Annotated in this window: 13 protein-coding genes and 1 pseudogene; 10 read left to right on the top strand and 4 right to left on the bottom strand. The window is 57.4% G+C overall.

Translation table 11 applies throughout. The features are described from left to right. Position 1 precedes the first annotated feature (1 nt). Positions 2 to 1,396 (bottom strand): TolC family protein, encoded by a 1,395-nt coding sequence (locus FHT29_RS29025; protein ID WP_348644910.1) that lies wholly within the window; start codon positions 1,394 to 1,396, stop codon positions 2 to 4. Between the two features lie 875 nt (positions 1,397 to 2,271). On the opposite strand from FHT29_RS29025, the gene FHT29_RS29020 reads away from it, so the two are divergent. From FHT29_RS29020 to FHT29_RS29005, 4 genes are all read left to right on the top strand, one after another. Continuing rightward, positions 2,272 to 2,766 (top strand): hypothetical protein, encoded by a 495-nt coding sequence (locus tag FHT29_RS29020; protein ID WP_168600720.1) that lies wholly within the window; start codon positions 2,272 to 2,274, stop codon positions 2,764 to 2,766. Between the two features lie 935 nt (positions 2,767 to 3,701). Further along, on the top strand, positions 3,702 to 4,154 hold the full coding sequence (locus FHT29_RS29015; RefSeq protein ID WP_168600719.1) for an SH3 domain-containing protein: 453 nt from the start codon (positions 3,702 to 3,704) through the stop codon (positions 4,152 to 4,154). A 142-nt stretch (positions 4,155 to 4,296) separates the two neighbouring features. Then, entirely contained in the window at positions 4,297 to 4,533 is a 237-nt protein-coding gene (locus tag FHT29_RS29010; RefSeq protein WP_168600718.1) for an ABC transporter permease, read from the top strand. A 111-nt stretch (positions 4,534 to 4,644) separates the two neighbouring features. Continuing rightward, entirely contained in the window at positions 4,645 to 5,202 is a 558-nt protein-coding gene (locus FHT29_RS29005) for a GNAT family N-acetyltransferase (RefSeq protein WP_047558178.1), read from the top strand. Positions 5,203 to 5,486: 284 nt separating this feature from the next. On the opposite strand, the gene FHT29_RS29000 is transcribed toward FHT29_RS29005, so the two are convergent. Both FHT29_RS29000 and FHT29_RS28995 read right to left on the bottom strand, forming a co-directional pair. Then, the gene (locus tag FHT29_RS29000; RefSeq protein ID WP_168600717.1) at positions 5,487 to 6,545 is read right to left on the bottom strand and encodes a HAMP domain-containing sensor histidine kinase; all 1,059 of its coding nucleotides are present in this window, start codon (positions 6,543 to 6,545) and stop codon (positions 5,487 to 5,489) included. Further along, positions 6,529 to 7,224 (bottom strand): response regulator, encoded by a 696-nt coding sequence (locus FHT29_RS28995; RefSeq protein ID WP_047558175.1) that lies wholly within the window; start codon positions 7,222 to 7,224, stop codon positions 6,529 to 6,531. Before FHT29_RS28995 ends, FHT29_RS29000 begins: the two co-directional genes overlap by 17 nt. 228 nt (positions 7,225 to 7,452) lie before the next feature. On the opposite strand from FHT29_RS28995, the gene FHT29_RS28990 reads away from it, so the two are divergent. From FHT29_RS28990 to FHT29_RS34775, 4 genes and pseudogenes are all read left to right on the top strand, one after another. Beyond that, positions 7,453 to 8,634: an efflux RND transporter periplasmic adaptor subunit gene (locus FHT29_RS28990; protein WP_080760572.1), complete on the top strand. Its 1,182-nt coding sequence runs from the start codon at positions 7,453 to 7,455 to the stop codon at positions 8,632 to 8,634. 7 nt (positions 8,635 to 8,641) lie between these two features. Further along, the gene (locus tag FHT29_RS28985) at positions 8,642 to 11,791 is read left to right on the top strand and encodes an efflux RND transporter permease subunit (protein ID WP_168600716.1); all 3,150 of its coding nucleotides are present in this window, start codon (positions 8,642 to 8,644) and stop codon (positions 11,789 to 11,791) included. An 823-nt stretch (positions 11,792 to 12,614) separates the two neighbouring features. Then, positions 12,615 to 13,424, top strand: a complete 810-nt coding sequence (locus FHT29_RS28980; RefSeq protein WP_080760571.1) for a glycosyltransferase family 25 protein — start codon at positions 12,615 to 12,617, stop codon at positions 13,422 to 13,424. Beyond that, positions 13,390 to 13,512: pseudogene (locus FHT29_RS34775) on the top strand (polysaccharide deacetylase family protein); the annotation flags it as partial. The gene FHT29_RS28980 and the pseudogene FHT29_RS34775, both read left to right, overlap by 35 nt. A 444-nt stretch (positions 13,513 to 13,956) precedes the next feature. On the opposite strand, the gene FHT29_RS28970 reads toward FHT29_RS34775, so the two are convergent. Beyond that, on the bottom strand, positions 13,957 to 14,976 hold the full coding sequence (locus tag FHT29_RS28970) for an AraC family transcriptional regulator (RefSeq protein WP_037198343.1): 1,020 nt from the start codon (positions 14,974 to 14,976) through the stop codon (positions 13,957 to 13,959). Between the two features lie 123 nt (positions 14,977 to 15,099). On the opposite strand from FHT29_RS28970, the gene FHT29_RS28965 reads away from it, so the two are divergent. Both FHT29_RS28965 and FHT29_RS28960 read left to right on the top strand, forming a co-directional pair. Further along, the gene (locus tag FHT29_RS28965) at positions 15,100 to 16,548 is read left to right on the top strand and encodes an APC family permease (protein ID WP_047558168.1); all 1,449 of its coding nucleotides are present in this window, start codon (positions 15,100 to 15,102) and stop codon (positions 16,546 to 16,548) included. After that, positions 16,545 to 16,721, top strand: a complete 177-nt coding sequence (locus FHT29_RS28960) for a hypothetical protein (RefSeq protein WP_168598326.1) — start codon at positions 16,545 to 16,547, stop codon at positions 16,719 to 16,721. The genes FHT29_RS28965 and FHT29_RS28960 overlap by 4 nt, the downstream gene beginning before the upstream one ends. Positions 16,722 to 16,765 lie beyond the last annotated feature (44 nt).

Genomic DNA, 16,765 nt, shown 5'->3' with positions numbered 1-16,765 from the left:
ATTACTTTCGCCCTTCCGCCGTGGAGGGACGCTTCACATCTTCGGTGGGTGCGAGGGGCTGCACACCGCGGGTCGCCTTATAGAAGGCGATCGCGGCGCGGGCCTCGTTTTCAATACTCTGGGTCAGAGACGAGCGCAGTTCCAAAAGATTGATGGCTCCTTCAAATGACTTCGACGTGTCCGCCAGTCCCTCCCGCACGAGGATGTCGGTGCTGGCTTTGAGCTTTGAAACCCGTTGCAACCGCGACTGCAATAGAGCTGTATTTGCGCGCGCGGCATTGAGCTCGCGCAGCGCCTGTGAGGATTCCTCATAGGCGAGAAGCACGACCTGCCTATAGGCAAGCACTGTCTGGCGAAACTCGGCTTCACGCGCTGCAACAACGTCTTTGCGTCGACCGTAGTCGAAAATCGGCAATTGTAGCGAAGGGCCGCCTAAGACGCCCAGAAGCGAACTCGACGCTGGGGGGCCGATTCCAATGGTGCCGGATAGGCGCAGTTTCGGATAGAGATCGCTCTTGGCGAGACCGACCTGCGCGCCGGCCTGCGCCACTGCGAATTCGGCTCGCAGAACGTCTGGCCGCGAGCGCAGGAGATCGGCCGGGCGACCTTCCGCCATGCCTACAGTCGCAACGGGTTGTGGTTCGGCCGTGAGAAGAGCAGGATCCGGGTTGGCGCTTCCCAAGAGAGTGGCGATCTGTTGACGTGTGCTGGCGATATCATTGTCCAGAGCCAACAGGGTGGATTTGGCCGTGTCGAGGCCGGCCCTCTGCGATTCGTTTTCGATTGATGTCGCCAGCCCGGCCTGTTCCTTCACGCCAGCGAGCTTTGAGCTGCGCTCCAAAAGACTAATAAGTTCGGCCGTGTCAAAGCGACGCTTCTGAAGCGCGCGCAGATGCACGTAGTCGCCGGCGATCTCAGCCGTCACGGCCACTCTGGCCGCGGCGACATCTTGGGCGGCCATTGCAACCGCGAGGTCCGCCGTGGCTTGCGTTTGCCGGTCCTGACCGAAGAGGGGAATTTCCCAACTCGCCTCTACATTGAGCTGCACGGGCCGCCGGGTAAAGTCATCTTTGATTCGCGAGCCGGTTGATGCATTGGCAAGGCCGGACAAGGATGCATCCGGGTGATAGGCCGCCATAGCAGAATGCGCCAGGGCCCTGGCTGCCGTCAGGTTTTGGCCTGCCAGGGCGATCGTCAAGTTCATGTTTTCGGCGCGCGAAATGAGTGACGAAAGCGTCTTGTCATGGAAGCCGTCCCACCACGACGAAGTGCTCAGCCTGGATGGCGAGGCTTTGTGAGGCACTCCGTCATAGACCTGGGGCAACGGCGGAGGCGTTACCTCCAACGCGAGGTCCGATGACTGACAGGCCGACAATGTCAGGACCAAGCCAGCCACGGACAAGAAAACCCAGCAGGACCTTCGTGCGGGGCCTGACCAATCGACGTTGCTTGTGTGATCCATTCCGCGCGAGCGGCACTTGATGCTATTTTCTTCATTCGTCATAAGGCCATCACTACACAACCCATCCCGCAACCATGGCCGCTTTGTTGTCGGCGCACGACATGGCCGGCTCCATGCATTCGACGGCTGCGGCACCGCCCGGAAGAGTGCGGCAAGACTCGACGTAAATCTCCGATGCTATTCATCGCGACTGCATCGTCAGCACGCTCGCAAAAAGTCCTCGTTCGACGCTGAACCTGACTTTCACGTTTGGGCGACGCCTTTCTCTACCGACACAAGTTCAATTTCGTTTATAAGAGTCGCCCCGGAACCCAGTCACTGCCACCTGCAAAAGAATCCATCCGGGCCAAGGCCCATAATTGTCCCGAAAATAGGGAAAGAACTGTTCCTACGAATCGGCAAGCCCCGGCTAAGATCGAGGCAAGGCAACGACCTTTCTGCCGGATACATAGTCGGCGTTTGTGTAGGTCTCGTGGAGACCTTGCGCAGGATCAATGAAGAGGCGAACTCGCCGTTGATTGATTGTCGATGTTGATGGCAAGCAGCTCAGTCACCGACAAGGTACTGGGGAGAATGCAACGGTAGTGCGCTTTTGATATCCGCCGTGGCTGACGACACGAACCAACGGCTCGTGATGCAGAGAAAGATCTCCCGGCCCAGCCGTTTCTTCATCCTCTTGCAAAGGTCAAGCGGCCGTTACGCGCATTCTCAACACGACATCCACACGATCTCAACACTGCGGTGATCTATTGCTATCGTAAGTAATGACTTTCATTCGACTTACGCAGGATCAAACATTGGGCGAGAGAATGGAAAAACAGAGTGAACTCGATCTGATAAAGCTCCTGGAGATCATCCTTCGTGAAGGCGTCTTTGAGATTCATGATTTTGATGTACTAGATATTGCAACGGGAAGGATCGTCGCGCAGGCGCTCGATCTACATCTGATTAGGGACGACAGTGCCGGCTGGGACAGCGGTGCTCGCTATGTACTCACCAATGACGGACGCCGGGCGCTCGGGCTAAGGACGGACTGGTGGATGCCAGAGGATCTAAGAGGAGAAATTTCCACAACGCAGTGGGCAGAGTGCTGCACGAAAGAGACCGCGGCATATGCGAAATCGTCAGCAGGCTGCTCGCGGTGGGAGAAAACGGTGAGAAGCGTTTCTCCCTCTACACTTTTGCTATGCCTAGTCGCAGTGCTTTGCTGCATTATCCTTTTCAAGCTCCTCGGATCCCGGATCAGCCTGTCGTTCCTCAATGTCTCGCCGTCGTGGAGTGAAGGATTTCGACGGGCGCTGTGATGAAGGATCGGCAGCGGTCAACATGAGGCATCGTGTATGCCTGTCCGGGCTCTCTGCAATTGGGACCAAGGTGCGAACCAACACCTAGACGCAAAGGTTATGCGGCAGCAATATCAACTTCCCACATGACCGCCAAAATCCGTGGAATGCGCGCCGAGCATGTAGTTGCCGACAACCAACCCTCCAACCGTTCGGCACGGTCGTTGGTGTAAAATGCCTTATCGCCCTGATTGAACAATCCGCTTCTCGTTATTCAGTCGTGCATTGAGAATGCCAAGGGTCTGCGTGTCAAGCGCTGAGCGACCAATTTAGACACTCGAGACGATAGTTGGTGCCCGTTCCGATCGTGGATCGTAGCCGAAGGCGAGTGGGTCCGCGAGCAGTAGATCTCTTGAAGGCGGCAACAAGTACGATATGCTACGCTCCGGGGCGTCCATCATTAAGCGGCCTTTGATAACTTATTGCGCGCTCCGTGTCCCGCTCTCAAACTGACAATTGTCTGTGCGTTGCTCATGGCCCGAGTGAATAGAGCACGCCTTAAGGCTGTATATTCTCTGCTGTCACTTTGATTTTTATCAAGCGCGGTGGCAGGCCACGATCAACTCAGAAGCCAGTAACCTCGTGGTATTTGGTCCGCCCGATGAGATGTCCGCTAGGTTTTGTCAGTAGCAAACGCGCGATCGGGTTTTACCGAAGGACAGTAGTCATCCGAGCGGGGCCTGTCTTCCGCTTTACCGCTCCTTTCGCTCGTCATTTCAGAGTAAATTCAGAAGGCATTTCTGCGTTGCGATCAGGGCTGCAAACCACCGAATATGCACATATCCTCCACAGGATCTACATCAAAAGGGGCTTATTTGGGCGTTCAATGACGCTGTTTGGCGCGTGCAATCCTGTGGCCAAACTGTCTGACCATACAAACCGACACTAGGTCTTCGATGCAACAAACATTCATTCTTGCGGCCACGTTTGTCGGCGTAGCTTTTCTAAGTAGTCAACCTGCACTAGCGGGCACGTATTCGGCGGCGCAAATCAATATGCGTGCCGGCCCCAGCACTCATTATCCCTCAATTGGCATTTTGCCGGAGGGCGTATCCTTGCAAGTCTTCGGCTGCACGAACGGGTACCGATGGTGCGATGTGGAGGCCCATGGGCGCCGGGGCTGGGTATCTGCTGCCTATATTGATGTCGACTACGATGCGCGGCGGATTCGAGTGCCTGTCTATGCGCACCAAGCGCAGGAACCTATCGTGCCGACGGTTTCGTTCGATATCAACACGTACTGGTCCGGTCACTATACAGACTATGACTTTTATCGCGACATGGACAGCTGGGGCGATTTCGATTGGGAAGCCGATGCGCCTCCGCCTGGTTGGGATCCTGATTGGTGAGAATGGCGCTCGAGCCAGAGCCCATTCGCGCGCTGCGCCATACGACAAACGCCAAGATTTCGTCATGCGGCTGAGTCGCCTGCAATCAAGCATTTGCAAATGACTTTTCAGCAACACTTACCTCACGGAGATATAACGGAAAATGAAACGAGTAACTGCCAGGAGAAAAGCTCTAGCCATCGCCTCCATTCTCGGGCTTGTGGCGATAGGCGGCGCTTCCGCTCTTGGCAATCCAAATGGCGACATGCCGATGATCATTTCGATACGGGAAATAATGGGATCCTGCGTTGTGGCCTTTCTTATCGGCTTGGTGTTTGGATTTTTACCAGCTCGTAACGCCGCGCATCTCGATCCGGTCGATGCTCTGTCCAGAGAGTGAAAGGCTGACGATAGGTCTACGAATTCTTCACACAGGAAGTTATGAAGCCGGGAGCGAGGCTTGGCTAAAAATTCGCCTTGCCCAAACATGAGAAAATAAAAGAATAGCAATATGAATGAAGCGGTAAACGACGTGACGCTAGCTGTTGCAAGCGATTCAGATCTGCAGCATTTCAAGATATCATTGCAGGAGGCGTTCGCACGCGCTGTAATAGACGAGTTTGGCTCGCTCGACAGTCCGATCCCCTCCGATGAGGACATCGAAGCCTCATTCCGAGCGCCGGGTGCCGTCATTCTCCGTATCCTCGCTGAGGGAATATGGGTGGGCGGCGCTGTCCTCAGCATAAATGAGAGAACGCACGATAATTCGCTCGATCTCTTCTACATTTCTCCTGAGCAACATGGGCGGGGAATCGGTCATAAGGCTTGGAAAGCGATCGAACGCCGATATCCCGAAACGCAGACGTGGACAACGCACACACCTTATTTTGAGAAGCGCAACATTCATTTTTACGTTAATAAATGTGGCTTCAGGATTGTCGAATATTACAATTCCCACAATCCAGATCCGGATAAGCCAGAGGACGCCATGCCTTTCGGCGATAGCGGGATGTTCAGATTTGAAAAGATTATACCTGGTCGTAAAGATACTAGTTGTGTCGCAACTTAAAGCAGTAATTTTCGAGCGATGACATCATTCAGCGCATCCTCGCGGTGATGCAATACGAGGGAAAGGCGATGCTGTGCGAAGGAACGCCGAACGTGCGGAGGATTTCGATGTCGTAATGGTGTCGGGTTACGGTTTCCCACGACATCGCGGCGGCCCGATGCATATGTTGGTAAGCAATCGCAACGCTGGAGACTGACACGTCAACCGTTCCCCGACAGCGGCTTACATAAGGGTGATTTTTGTGTGGGAAAGTACGATGACAACAATCGTAACCATACCAGGCATCAACCGAGTGGGATCGCGACGGTAACTTTCGTGCCGCCGCCTTCGTGGCACTCGATAGTGGCTCGACCGCCATGCGCTTCGGCGATCGCTTCGACCACCGATAGTCCAAGACCCGATCCACCGGTTCTTCTTGTTCGGGCCTCGTCGGCCCTCCAGAAGCGCTCGAAGGCATATTCGCGCTCCATGCCCGTCATTCCAGGACCGTTGTCGGAAATCGATACCAGGCATATGTCGCCCGCCGCTTTCACCACCGCTTCCAGCTTCGACCCGGGAGCATAGCGCCCGACATTGTCCATCAACGCCAGAAGAGCTTGACGGATACGAGCCCGATCCGCGTTGAGGATGACGCGCTCAAGGCTGGTCTCGACATCGATCTTGCAATTGGCGAGCGTTGGTGTCGCTGACGCTATGACGTCGGCAACCTCCGCCGCCAGATCGAACGTCGAGTAATCCAACTCCATCCGTCCGGCATTCATCAGCGAGAGTGTCTTCAGATCATCAACAATCCGGGTCAGGGCATCGATGTGCCCTATCAGTCCTCGGAAGACATCCTGGCTGGGTTCATATACTCCTTCAGCCAGACCCTGCATGCGTCCACGGAGAATCGTGAGAGGTGTGCGCAACTCATGAGCGATTGCGGAGTTCGAATACTGCAGCTCCTTTTCGGCTTTCTGCAACTTCTCCGCCATCTGGTTGAAATCCTCGATCAGGTGGTCCGCTTCACCGAATGTTCCCTCTCCGGTGGCACGGCCGCTGAAGTCACCTTCGGCAATGGTGCGGGCCGCCCGCGTCACCGCGACGAGCGGTTTAACCAGCCGCCGGGCGAGCCGCCACCCGACATAGGCCCCCACGGCTTGGCCGATAGCGACATTGATGGCCAGAACCACGAAATCAGTCGGAGCCAAATCTTCTGAAACACCAGGGTCGGGAAAAAGCCATTCCCAGACCCAACCATAGATCAGGAAGCCGAAAAACATCACCGAAAGAGAGACGAATGCGACGATCGTGGTCGACCAGATGATCTGCCGGTTGAGACTGTTTTTAACTGAACTCGCCAAGGCGGTAACCTACCCCTCGTACGCCGTTGAGAAGATTGCCGATGCCCGCCACCTCAAGCTTTTTGCGGAGCTTGCTCATATGGCTGTCGACCGTCCGATCGAGGGCGTCTCCCTCGGGAAGACAAGCGTCGACGATCTCGCCTCGTTCGAAAGCCCGGTTGGGAGAGCCCGCCAGGTATTCGAGAATGCGAAACTCGGTGAGGGTCAAGGGAAGCGCAACGCGGCGATCCTCAACATCGACATAGGCCACATGGGCAATCGGGTCGACCGAAAGCCTGCCGACGCGCAGGACCTTGTTTGAAAGCCCGCTTCCCGTGGCACGCCTGAGGATCGCCCTTGCCCGTGCGACGACCTCGGCCGGGTTGAAGGGCTTGCCGACATAATCGTCCGCGCCCGCGCGCAAGCCGTGAAGCTTGTCGAAGTCGTCCGCGAGAGCCGTCACCATCATGACCGGCGTGTCTCCGCGTTGGCGGATCGTCGCAAGGACAGCATGGCCGTCGACTTTCGGCAGCTTGACGTCGAGGACCACGAGATCCGGCCTGAGCCGCTGATGATGGGCAAGGCCAATCTCGCCATCGGATGCCGTCAGAATCCGGAATCCTTCGCGCTCGAAATAGCGCTCCAGAATATCGGAGATCTCCGGCTCGTCCTCGATGATCAGAATAAGAGCATTTTCCATATGCACCCCCTTCTTTCACCAAAGGCTGAGCCGGCCCGACAGTCAATATTCATTCGCTCGCCTCCACACAACCTCCACACATAGCAAACGGAAGCGCAACAATCTGCAGTCATATCGCCAAGGACAACGAGCATGGGCCGAATCCGAGCCAGACCTTCGAAGACTCCATGCGTTTCCCCTCCTTATTCGATCTCGCCGCGAAAGCGGCAACTAGGAAATAGAGCATCAATGCGGACCACCCTTAGACCAATTCGCCCGAGGGCCTATCTCCTCGCTTGCCTCCTCCTTGCCTCGATGGTCGACGTTGCTCGCGCTCAGGAAAACAGCGAAGCGCCGATGCCCACGGTCGGTGTTATCAAGTTGACCGCCCATGAGATTCCCGTCAGGAGCGAGCTTCCGGGCCGTATCGCTGCCACACGCCTGTCCGAAGTGCGGGCCCGCGTCTCGGGAATCCTTCAGGAACGGGTCTTCGAGCAGGGCAGTCTCGTGAAGCAGGGCGACGTCCTCTACCGCATCGATCCCCGCCTCTTCAGGGTGAGGGTTCAAAGCGCCGAGGCTTCCCTGCAGCGCGCAAAGGCGACGCAGGCAAACGCCCGTCAGCAACTGGAACGGCAGCGCGCGCTTCGCCAGCGGAACGTCGCGACAGCCGTCGATTTCGACACGGCGAGCGTTAATCTGGCGCAGGCCGACGCGGACGTGGCTCTGGCGGAAGCAGCGCTCGAAGAAGCAACGATCAACCTCGAATACACCGAGGTCCGCGCACCAATCACGGGGATCATCGGAGCGGCTCTTGTGACGGAGGGCTCGCTGGTTACCGCCGACGGCACCTCCAATCTGGCGCTGATCCAGCAGATCAATCCGGTCTACGCCGACTTTACCCAGTCGGCACAGGACCTCATGGCGCTGAAACGAGCGGTTGCCGAAGGCAAGTTGGAAAGCCCCGGCTCCGGTCAGGCGCGCGTCGAACTGGTCTTCGACGGCGGCGATGTCTATCCCTCACCTGGCAAGCTTCTCTTCTCGAATGCTGGCGTCGACCCCAACACAGGCCAAGTCACGTTGAGGGCGGAGTTCCCAAACGCAGGCGGCAACCTGCTGCCCGGAATGTATGTCCGCGTGCGTATCGAGCAGGCGATCCGCAAAGACGGGATCACCATTCCGCAACGCGCCGTCATCCGGACCGCGGAAGGCAAGCCGCAGGTCTTCGTCATAGGCGCAGACGACAAAGCCGAAGCCCGCGACGTCGTCCTCGGCCAGGTGTTCGATGCCGAATGGAGCGTCGACTCGGGGCTGAACAATGGCGAGACGGTCGTCGTCGATGGCGTTCACAAGGTCCAGCCCGGCAGCAAGGTCGTGGCCGAACCATTGGTTGCCACACAAAACGAACAGGCCCGCCAACAGGCGGCAAACTAGGTATCGAATGGCACAGTTCTTCATCAGGCGCCCCGTCCTAGCATGGGTTTTCGCCCTCTTCATCATGATTGCAGGCATCATCGCGATCCCGTTTCTGCCGGTCGCCCAGTATCCGAACGTCGCTCCGCCGCAAATTTCGATCTCGACCTCATACCCCGGCGCCTCGCCGCAGGAGATCTATCAGGGCGTCACGCGACAGATCGAGGAGGAACTGAATGGCGTCGCGGGGCTGCAGTATTTCGAGTCCACATCCGACAACTCGGGATCGGTGGGCATCAACGCCACCTTCGCGACCGGCACCGATATCGCCAAGGCCACCGTTGACGTACAGAACGCCATCCGCCGGGTCGAGGCCCGTCTCCCCGCGACCGTGAGGACGCAGGGCATACAGGTCGACGAGGCAGGCTCAGGCTTCCTCCTGATCGCGGCCCTGACGTCAACGGACGGGACAATGGATGAGATCGCGCTTGGCGACTACATCAACCGCAACATCCTCGGTGAGCTTCGTCGCTTGCCGGGCGTCGGCCGTGCGCAGCTCTTCGCCTCCCAGCGCGCGCTCCGCATCTGGATCGACCCCAACAAGATGGTCGGGTTCAAGCTCACCACTGAGGATGTCAACGCCGCCATCACGGCACAGAACGCCCAGGTCGCGGCCGGGCAGATCGGTGCTTCGCCCAATCCCGTTTCTCAGGACATCACGGCCAGCGTCATCGTTCAGGGTCAGCTTTCCAGCCCCGAAGCCTTTGGCGACGTGATCCTGAGGGCAAACGCCGATGGTTCGACCGTGAGGCTTCGCGATATTGCCCGCATCGAAAACGGAGCCGAAGCCTACTCTTTCGCAACGCGCCTGAACGGACAGCCGAGCGCCAGCCTCGCGATCCAGCTCTCCACGACGGGCAACGCCGTCGCGGTGTCGAATGCCGTCAAGGCGAAGATGGACGAACTGTCGCGGTTCTTCCCTCAGTCCGTGAAGTATTCCATTCCCTACGACACGAGCCCGTTCGTCACGGCCTCCATTGAAAAAGTCGTTCACACCCTGATCGAGGCGATGGTCCTCGTCTTCATCGTCATGTTCGTCTTCCTCCAGAATTTCCGCTACACGGTCATACCGACCCTGGTCGTGCCGGTCGCGCTGCTCGGGACATGCGCGGTGATGTATGCCACCGGCTTCTCCATTAACGTGCTGACCATGTTTGCCATGGTGCTCGCGATCGGCATTCTCGTCGACGACGCCATCGTCGTGGTCGAGAACGTCGAACGCATCATGGTGGAGGACGGACTGCCACCGAAGGCGGCAACCCAGAAAGCGATGGGGCAGATCACCGGGGCGATCCTTGGCATCACCCTCGTCCTGTCCTGCGTCTTCGTGCCCATGGCCTTCTTCCCTGGCGCCACCGGCGTCATCTATCGGCAGTTCAGCCTGACAATGGTGGTCTCGATCATCTTCTCAGCCTTCCTGGCCCTGTCGCTGACGCCGGCCCTTTGCGCCACCTTCCTCAGGCCCGTCTCCGCGAACCATCACGAGAAGAAAGGCCCCGGCGGCTGGTTCAATCGCAAATTCGAGCAACTGACGTCAGCCTATTCGGCATCGGTTGCAGGCGCGGCGCGGCGCTCGCTGCGCATGATGGTTATCTATCTCGCGCTGTTCGCCGGCGTCGGCTACCTGTTCATCAATCTTCCGACGGCATTCGTTCCGGACGAAGACCAGGGCACGCTGATTGCCGACGTGCAGGGGCCGGCAGAAGCCAGCGCCAATCGGACGGTCGCTTCGCTGAAACAGGTTGAGGCGATCTTCAGGCAGGAGCCGGCGGTGGCGAACATTTTCACGATCCAGGGATACAGCTTTTCCGGAAGCGGCCCCAATGCGGCCATCGCATTCGTGACGCTCAAAGATTGGAGCGAACGCGGTGACGGCAATAGCGCCCAGGAGATCGCCGACCGCGTCAACAAGAAGCTGTTCGCGATGAAGGATGCAACGTCCTTTGCGCTCTCGCCGCCGGCCATTGACGGCTTCGGGACGACCAACGGCTTCTCATTCCGGCTTCAAGATCGGGCCGGAAAGGGCCAGCAAGCCCTGAAGGCTGCGAGCGATCAACTGATGAGCAGCGCCGCTGCCAGCAGTGTGGTGACCAATGTCCGAACTGAAGGAATGGCAGAGGCGGCACAGGTCGTGCTCGTCATCGACCGTGACAAGGCCAATGCCTTCGGCGTCTCGTTCGCCGATATAAACAACGCGATCAGCGCCAATCTCGGATCGTCCTACATCAACGACTACCCGAATGCGGGCCGGATGCAGCGCGTGATCGTTCAGGCCGAAGGACGCAGCCGCATGCAGTCCGAAGACCTGATGAAGCTCAACGTCCGCAATTCAAGCGGGGGCATGGTGCCGCTGTCGTCTTTCGCTATCGCTCGCTGGCAGAAAGGCGCTCCGCAAATCGTCGCCTATAACGGCTATCCCGCCATGCGCATTACCGGTGAAGCCGCGCACGGGCAGTCATCGGGTGCAGCCATCAAGGAGATGGAACGTCTGGCGGCGACGCTTCCCGAAGGATTCGGCTTCGAATGGTCCGGTCAGTCTCTCGAGGAAGTCGCTTCGGGCTCACAGGCTCCGATCCTGTTCGGCCTTTCCATCCTCTTCGTCTTCCTGCTGCTGGCGGGTCTTTACGAAAGCTGGTCTATCCCCTTGTCCGTCATGCTGGTGGTGCCCCTCGGCATCGGTGGCTGCGTTCTTGCCATGTCCTTACGCGGCTTGCCGAACGACATCTATTTCAAGGTAGGCCTGATTGCGATCATCGGCCTGTCGGCGAAGAACGCCATTCTGATTATCGAGTTCGCAAGGGATTACTACGCTCAAGGCAAGTCGCTGCTGGAATCCGCCGTCGAGGCCGCACGCGTCCGCTTCCGGCCGATCATCATGACCTCCCTCGCCTTCACGCTTGGCGTGCTGCCACTAGCGATCGCAACCGGCCCCAGCGCGGCGAGCCAGAACGCAATAGGAACTGGCGTTCTGGGGGGAATGATCTCGGGAACGATCCTCGCTATCTTCTTCGTTCCAGCCTTCTTCGTCCTGGTGCTGAGGCTGATGAGAACGAAACGGCCGGCCGAGAACCACAGCGCGGATGAAACCATTCAGCCCGCCCCCGAGGCGTCTCCTTGATGCGGCCGGCACCGCTGAGACGATACTGTAGATCGCTGAGTTTAACTTGGCTGTCTGCAGTGTGAAGTGCGGGGTCAAGATGGTATCGACCATCTTCTCCCTCGCCATCTTCATCGCACTTCACGCCGCCGGAGCAGGGACATTGACCATGGTCCGTGGTTTGGATGAACGGTCGTTAACTTAAAGAAATGCGGATCTCGTCGAGCGACGCACACATGTGAAGACGAGCAAAGCTTCGTCCCTGATCACAGATCATCGACGGTTTCTCCACCCAACCTCCACCCTCGTCCGCTTTAAATTCAATCGCGGTCTCGAAAAACTCCCGCCCGGTCGAGCGCAGAATTGGTGCCGTTCGAGTTCTGACTAACCAACCACTGGGAATCAATGATGCTGTTCCGTCTATTGCCGGCAATTTGCTTCGTCGCAATGCTTTGCGGCGTCGCCCTTTCCATAGCCGTCGTTCAGATCGACGATATCGATGACCGAACGATCGTGCAGTTTTCCGGATTGACTCCCGTCAACTCACAAGCTGGCTTCGTCAGTGTTCATGAGACGCGACATTGAGACGATTGGCCGAGCCTTGAGCAAAGTGGGAGCTGGAGGTCAAATAAATAAGCATAACCGTTTCGCCGCCCCGTTGGATGATGAACAGGCTGCTTCCACGATCCTACATCCCAGTCTCTGCGCCCCCCACAAGAGCATGCTCGTGTGGAGCCTCGAAACCATGAACCGATAGCGAAAGAAAAACCGTGAAACACGAGAATTTCGACCGATCGAGCCGAGCGACAGGCAATGCCACCTCCCTCGATTCCACAATGGGCGTATGAACAACATGAATATAAAAGCCCTCACGATCCACTTGGCCCGCGCCGAAAAGCGACGAGCCCAGGTCGAAGTCCTCTCATCCGTCCTCCCGTTTCCTTCGGCGATAGTCGATGCTGTTGATGGCAGACTTATATCCGAACAGGAACGATGCCGATTTTATCGGCCATATCTGTATCGCCCATTCTATCCGTTCACGCTTTCCGACAACGAAGTCGCCTGCTTTTTGTCACATCGGACAGCCTGGCAGACCATCGTGAACGACAACCTCGATGCTGCACTGATCCTTGAGGACGATGCTGCCGTTGACGAACATTTCAGCGCTAGCCTTACGCTCGCGCTTGCGAGCTTGAAGCAAGGGGACTTCATTCGCTTCCCTGTCCGGGACGGTCGAGAGTATGGTCGCTTGATTGCCAGAGCGGAAAGCACCTCGTTAATCGAACCAATATGCCCAGGACTCGGCATGGTTGCCCAGCTTATTAGCCGCGACGCTGCCATCAAGCTGCTGAAAGCGAGCGAACGAATTGACCGTCCCGTTGATGTGTTCCTTCAAATGGCGTGGATGACTGCAGTCGTGCCTAAATCCGTTGTGCCAAGTGGAGTTCAGGAGATTTCTGCCTGTCTGGGTGGCAGCACGCTGAAGCAAGACAAGACGTGGCTCAGCAAATGCCGGCACGAAATCTTACGTCCGATATATCGAACGAAGATCGCAAGATATGCGAAGGCGGCTGCGCGCCATCGTGCCTGCTCCCCGAGCAATCACGAGAATGACCGAAATGCCTATTCCCATTTTCAAGCATCATCAAATTGACGTTCCTGCGAAACGCGGCAGTCCCTTTCGCGGCTTGACTGTGCACCCGGAGGACTTCCGCCGTCAGATGAAGTGGCTAAAGTCGCTTGAGATTGGTGCTCGTGATTTGGCACCTAATTTGATATTTAGCAGATTGAAAAACCTTTCAGCTTAAGCAGATGACATTGACAAATATTGTAATCTTTACAGTGGATTACCTCAGAATGACTAACGAGAAAAGCGTGCTTAGAATCTCAAATTAAGTGCCATAAGCTATCGCAACGAACGCATTCTCACGTTTAACTGCCAAACGACGGCACCATTATTGAGCATGCGAGCTTAACATATGGATGTCGTGAGATTCGTGACGACGCCATATACTCCGCGAATGACTGCTATCGCTGAGAACGGCACAGGATGTGCATTTGCTCTTCACCCATCTGAACTAAAGACATGTTATAAATTACCCCTACATAACAACTACATATCGAACCGAAAATCATTCTGACGTCGTTGGGTGGGTAACAACATTACCAGATCAGCTTGCGAGAGGTTAGCCACTAGACGAGTTCCAATTTCGTCTCGCACGCCATAATACGGTGTTATCTGCATAGCCCGCCATGCTTGCCAGTTCGCTCATCGAGCAACCGTTCCTGCCATCCGAGTGAAGGGAAATAAGAGCCTGCCGATAATCGCGGACCAGGACTCGCAAGGAGTTCCCTTCCTCGGCTAACTTCCGCTGCAGGCTGCGGGGCGACATCTGCAGTTCGTCTGCAAAGGCCTTTACAGTGATCGGCCTATGACCGAGATAGATTCCTATCAGAGCCCGGACCTTCTCGCTTAAGACCGCCTCCGATCTGGGCCGGTCGAGCAGATCGGTGATGTGCCGCAGCAGGATCTCGATCAGGCTTTTGTCCTCCGTACGATGAACGCGATCGGCCTCCGCTCTGGACATGATGATGCGATTGCTGGACTGCCCGAACAGTATCGACGCACCATAGATCCGTGCAAGGGAGGTGGTGTCTCGAGGCGCCTGATGTTCAAGGTGAATCTGGATCGGCCGCCAGCCACGGCGGAAGCATGCGCGCACGAGCTGGCATGATGCGGCAATCGTGAACTCGCTGTCCTGCCGCCGCGGCCACATGGATGGATCGTCGATACGGTAGCTCCAGACGAAGTCGCCATCCTCCTCGAAAACACCTGAACTGGTGGCTCCCTGAACTGCATTGACATACCGCGACAGGCGCTCGAAAGCTGAACGAATGGTTGGCGACAGGGCGAAGAGCATGCCGATTGGCCCGATGTCGGCGGGCTCGAAGCCCACACCCATTCTGGCACCGAATGAGGGCTCGCCGGTGATGATTGCCGCGTCTTCAAATAGCGCGATGTACCGCGCCATTGGCAGAACTGCATAGGGATCGGCCAGTTGCGACCGTAGAATACCGTGCGACGCCAGCAGAAGGTCGGTTTTTCCGGATTTCCTGTCAATTTCCTGCACCAAAGGGATCAGCACGGAGGCGCGAATTGAGGCAAAAGGCGGCATCTTGCTGACTAAATGCGGTGCAGTTGCCATTTCGAGTATCCGTGGCTGTTGGTGTGGCGCAAACTATCGATTCATTGGCGTAACTTGCAATTTCAGTGCCAGAAGCCAGCACGTAGCCTCCCTTCAAATGATAAAGAAGCAAGGGGTTCTTCAATGACACTGGAAGCAAGCATCCCGGCACCCACACAGCCGGACCGCCTGGCCAAGAATTCCGTGGGGCTCGCCCACATCGTCTTTTTCGTGGTAGCAGCCGCAGCGCCGCTGACCGCTGTCGTCGGCGCGTCGCCCGCAGCATTCGCCTTTGGCAACGGCGCAGGCGTCCCCGGCGCCTTCGTGCTGGCCGGGCTGCTCTACCTGATCTTTTCCGTCGGCTTTACCGCGATGAGCCGGCATGTCGGCGGTGCCGGGGCATTCTACACCTATATCACGCATGGGATCGGAAAGCCCGCCGGCGTGGGCGGCGCGTTCATGGCGCTAGTGACCTATAGCGCCGTGCAGATCGCCATCTATGGTTTGTTCGGCTTCTTCATGGCCGGCGCGATCGCTCCGCTCGGGCTTGCACTGCCCTGGTGGGCATGGTCATTTGCGGCTCTGGTCGTGGTCCTGATCTGCGGCCAGCGAAATATCGCATTTTCCGGCGCTATTCTCGGCGTCTGCATGATTGCCGAGATCGCCATCCTTTTGCTGCTCGACGTGGGGATCGTGTTTACCGGCGGCGGACCGGAAGGCATGAACCTCTCGTCGTTCGCCCCATCCGCGGTATTTGGCCCTGGTCTCGGCGTGGCACTGGTCTTCGTGATCGGCTCCTTCATCGGCTTTGAAGCGACCGCAATTTTCGGCGAGGAAGCCGAAAATCCGGAGAAGACCATTCCGCGGGCAACCTATGTTGCCGTGACGCTGATCACGCTGTTCTACGCATTCTCGACCTGGGCTATCGTCCAGTTCTACGGTCCGAGCAAGGTTCAAGCCGTGGCCAATGCTGGCCTAGACAGCTTCTATTTCAACGCTGCCAATTCCGTTCTCGGAGCCTGGGCCAGCCAGGTGATGAACGTGCTGCTGATCACCAGCCTGTTTGCCTGCATTCTATCCTTCCACAACACGCTCAACCGCTACTTCTTCGCACTTGGGCGCGAGGGCTTAGCCGTCAGAGCGTTGGGTAAGGTTCACCCCAAGCACGGCTCGCCTTATGTCGCCGGCCTTATTCAAAGCGTGGCTGCGGCCGTGATATTGGGCCTGTTCGTCGCCTTTGGTGCCGACCCCTATACCGTGGTCTTCTCCTGGATGGCCGCACTAGCGGGTATTGGCATCCTGCTCGTCCAGGTGCTTGTCTCGGTGGCGATCATCATGTTCTTCAGGAAGACGCCCACCAGCCATGGGATCTGGACCACCATCATCGCCCCGGTCACCGGGCTGGTCGCACTGCTCGGATCCCTGGTACTCGTCACCGCCAACCTCTCGCTTCTCTCGGGTAGTGACAGCCTGATTGTCAAGGCATTCCCTTACGCCATGGTCGTCGTCGGCATTCTCGGCGCCATCTTTGCGGTACGGGTCAAGAAATCTCAGCCGGTTCTCTACGCCTCGCTCGGAAAGGTGTTCGAATGACCACCACCAGCCAGCTGGCGCTTTCGGATCGGCTTCTCCTGCTGACCCTCGCCCTCCTCGTTGTCGCGACGCTTGCCGTTGGCATCAAGACGCACGCTTTCTGCTCGATCTTCTGTGTCCACGGTGACCGAATGGTGGAAAGCGACATCTGCTCAGGCCGCTCGGCGGGCTGACACACCCAGAATATGGGGCGCGCGCCTTCCGCCGCCCCGACGTC

Origin of the sequence: Rhizobium sp. SG741 (assembly GCF_012275435.1) — a bacterium.
GTDB classification, from domain to species: domain Bacteria; phylum Pseudomonadota; class Alphaproteobacteria; order Rhizobiales; family Rhizobiaceae; genus Rhizobium; species Rhizobium lusitanum.
Note: the sequence above shows the minus strand (reverse complement) of the source record. Positions and strands in the feature narration are given on the sequence as shown.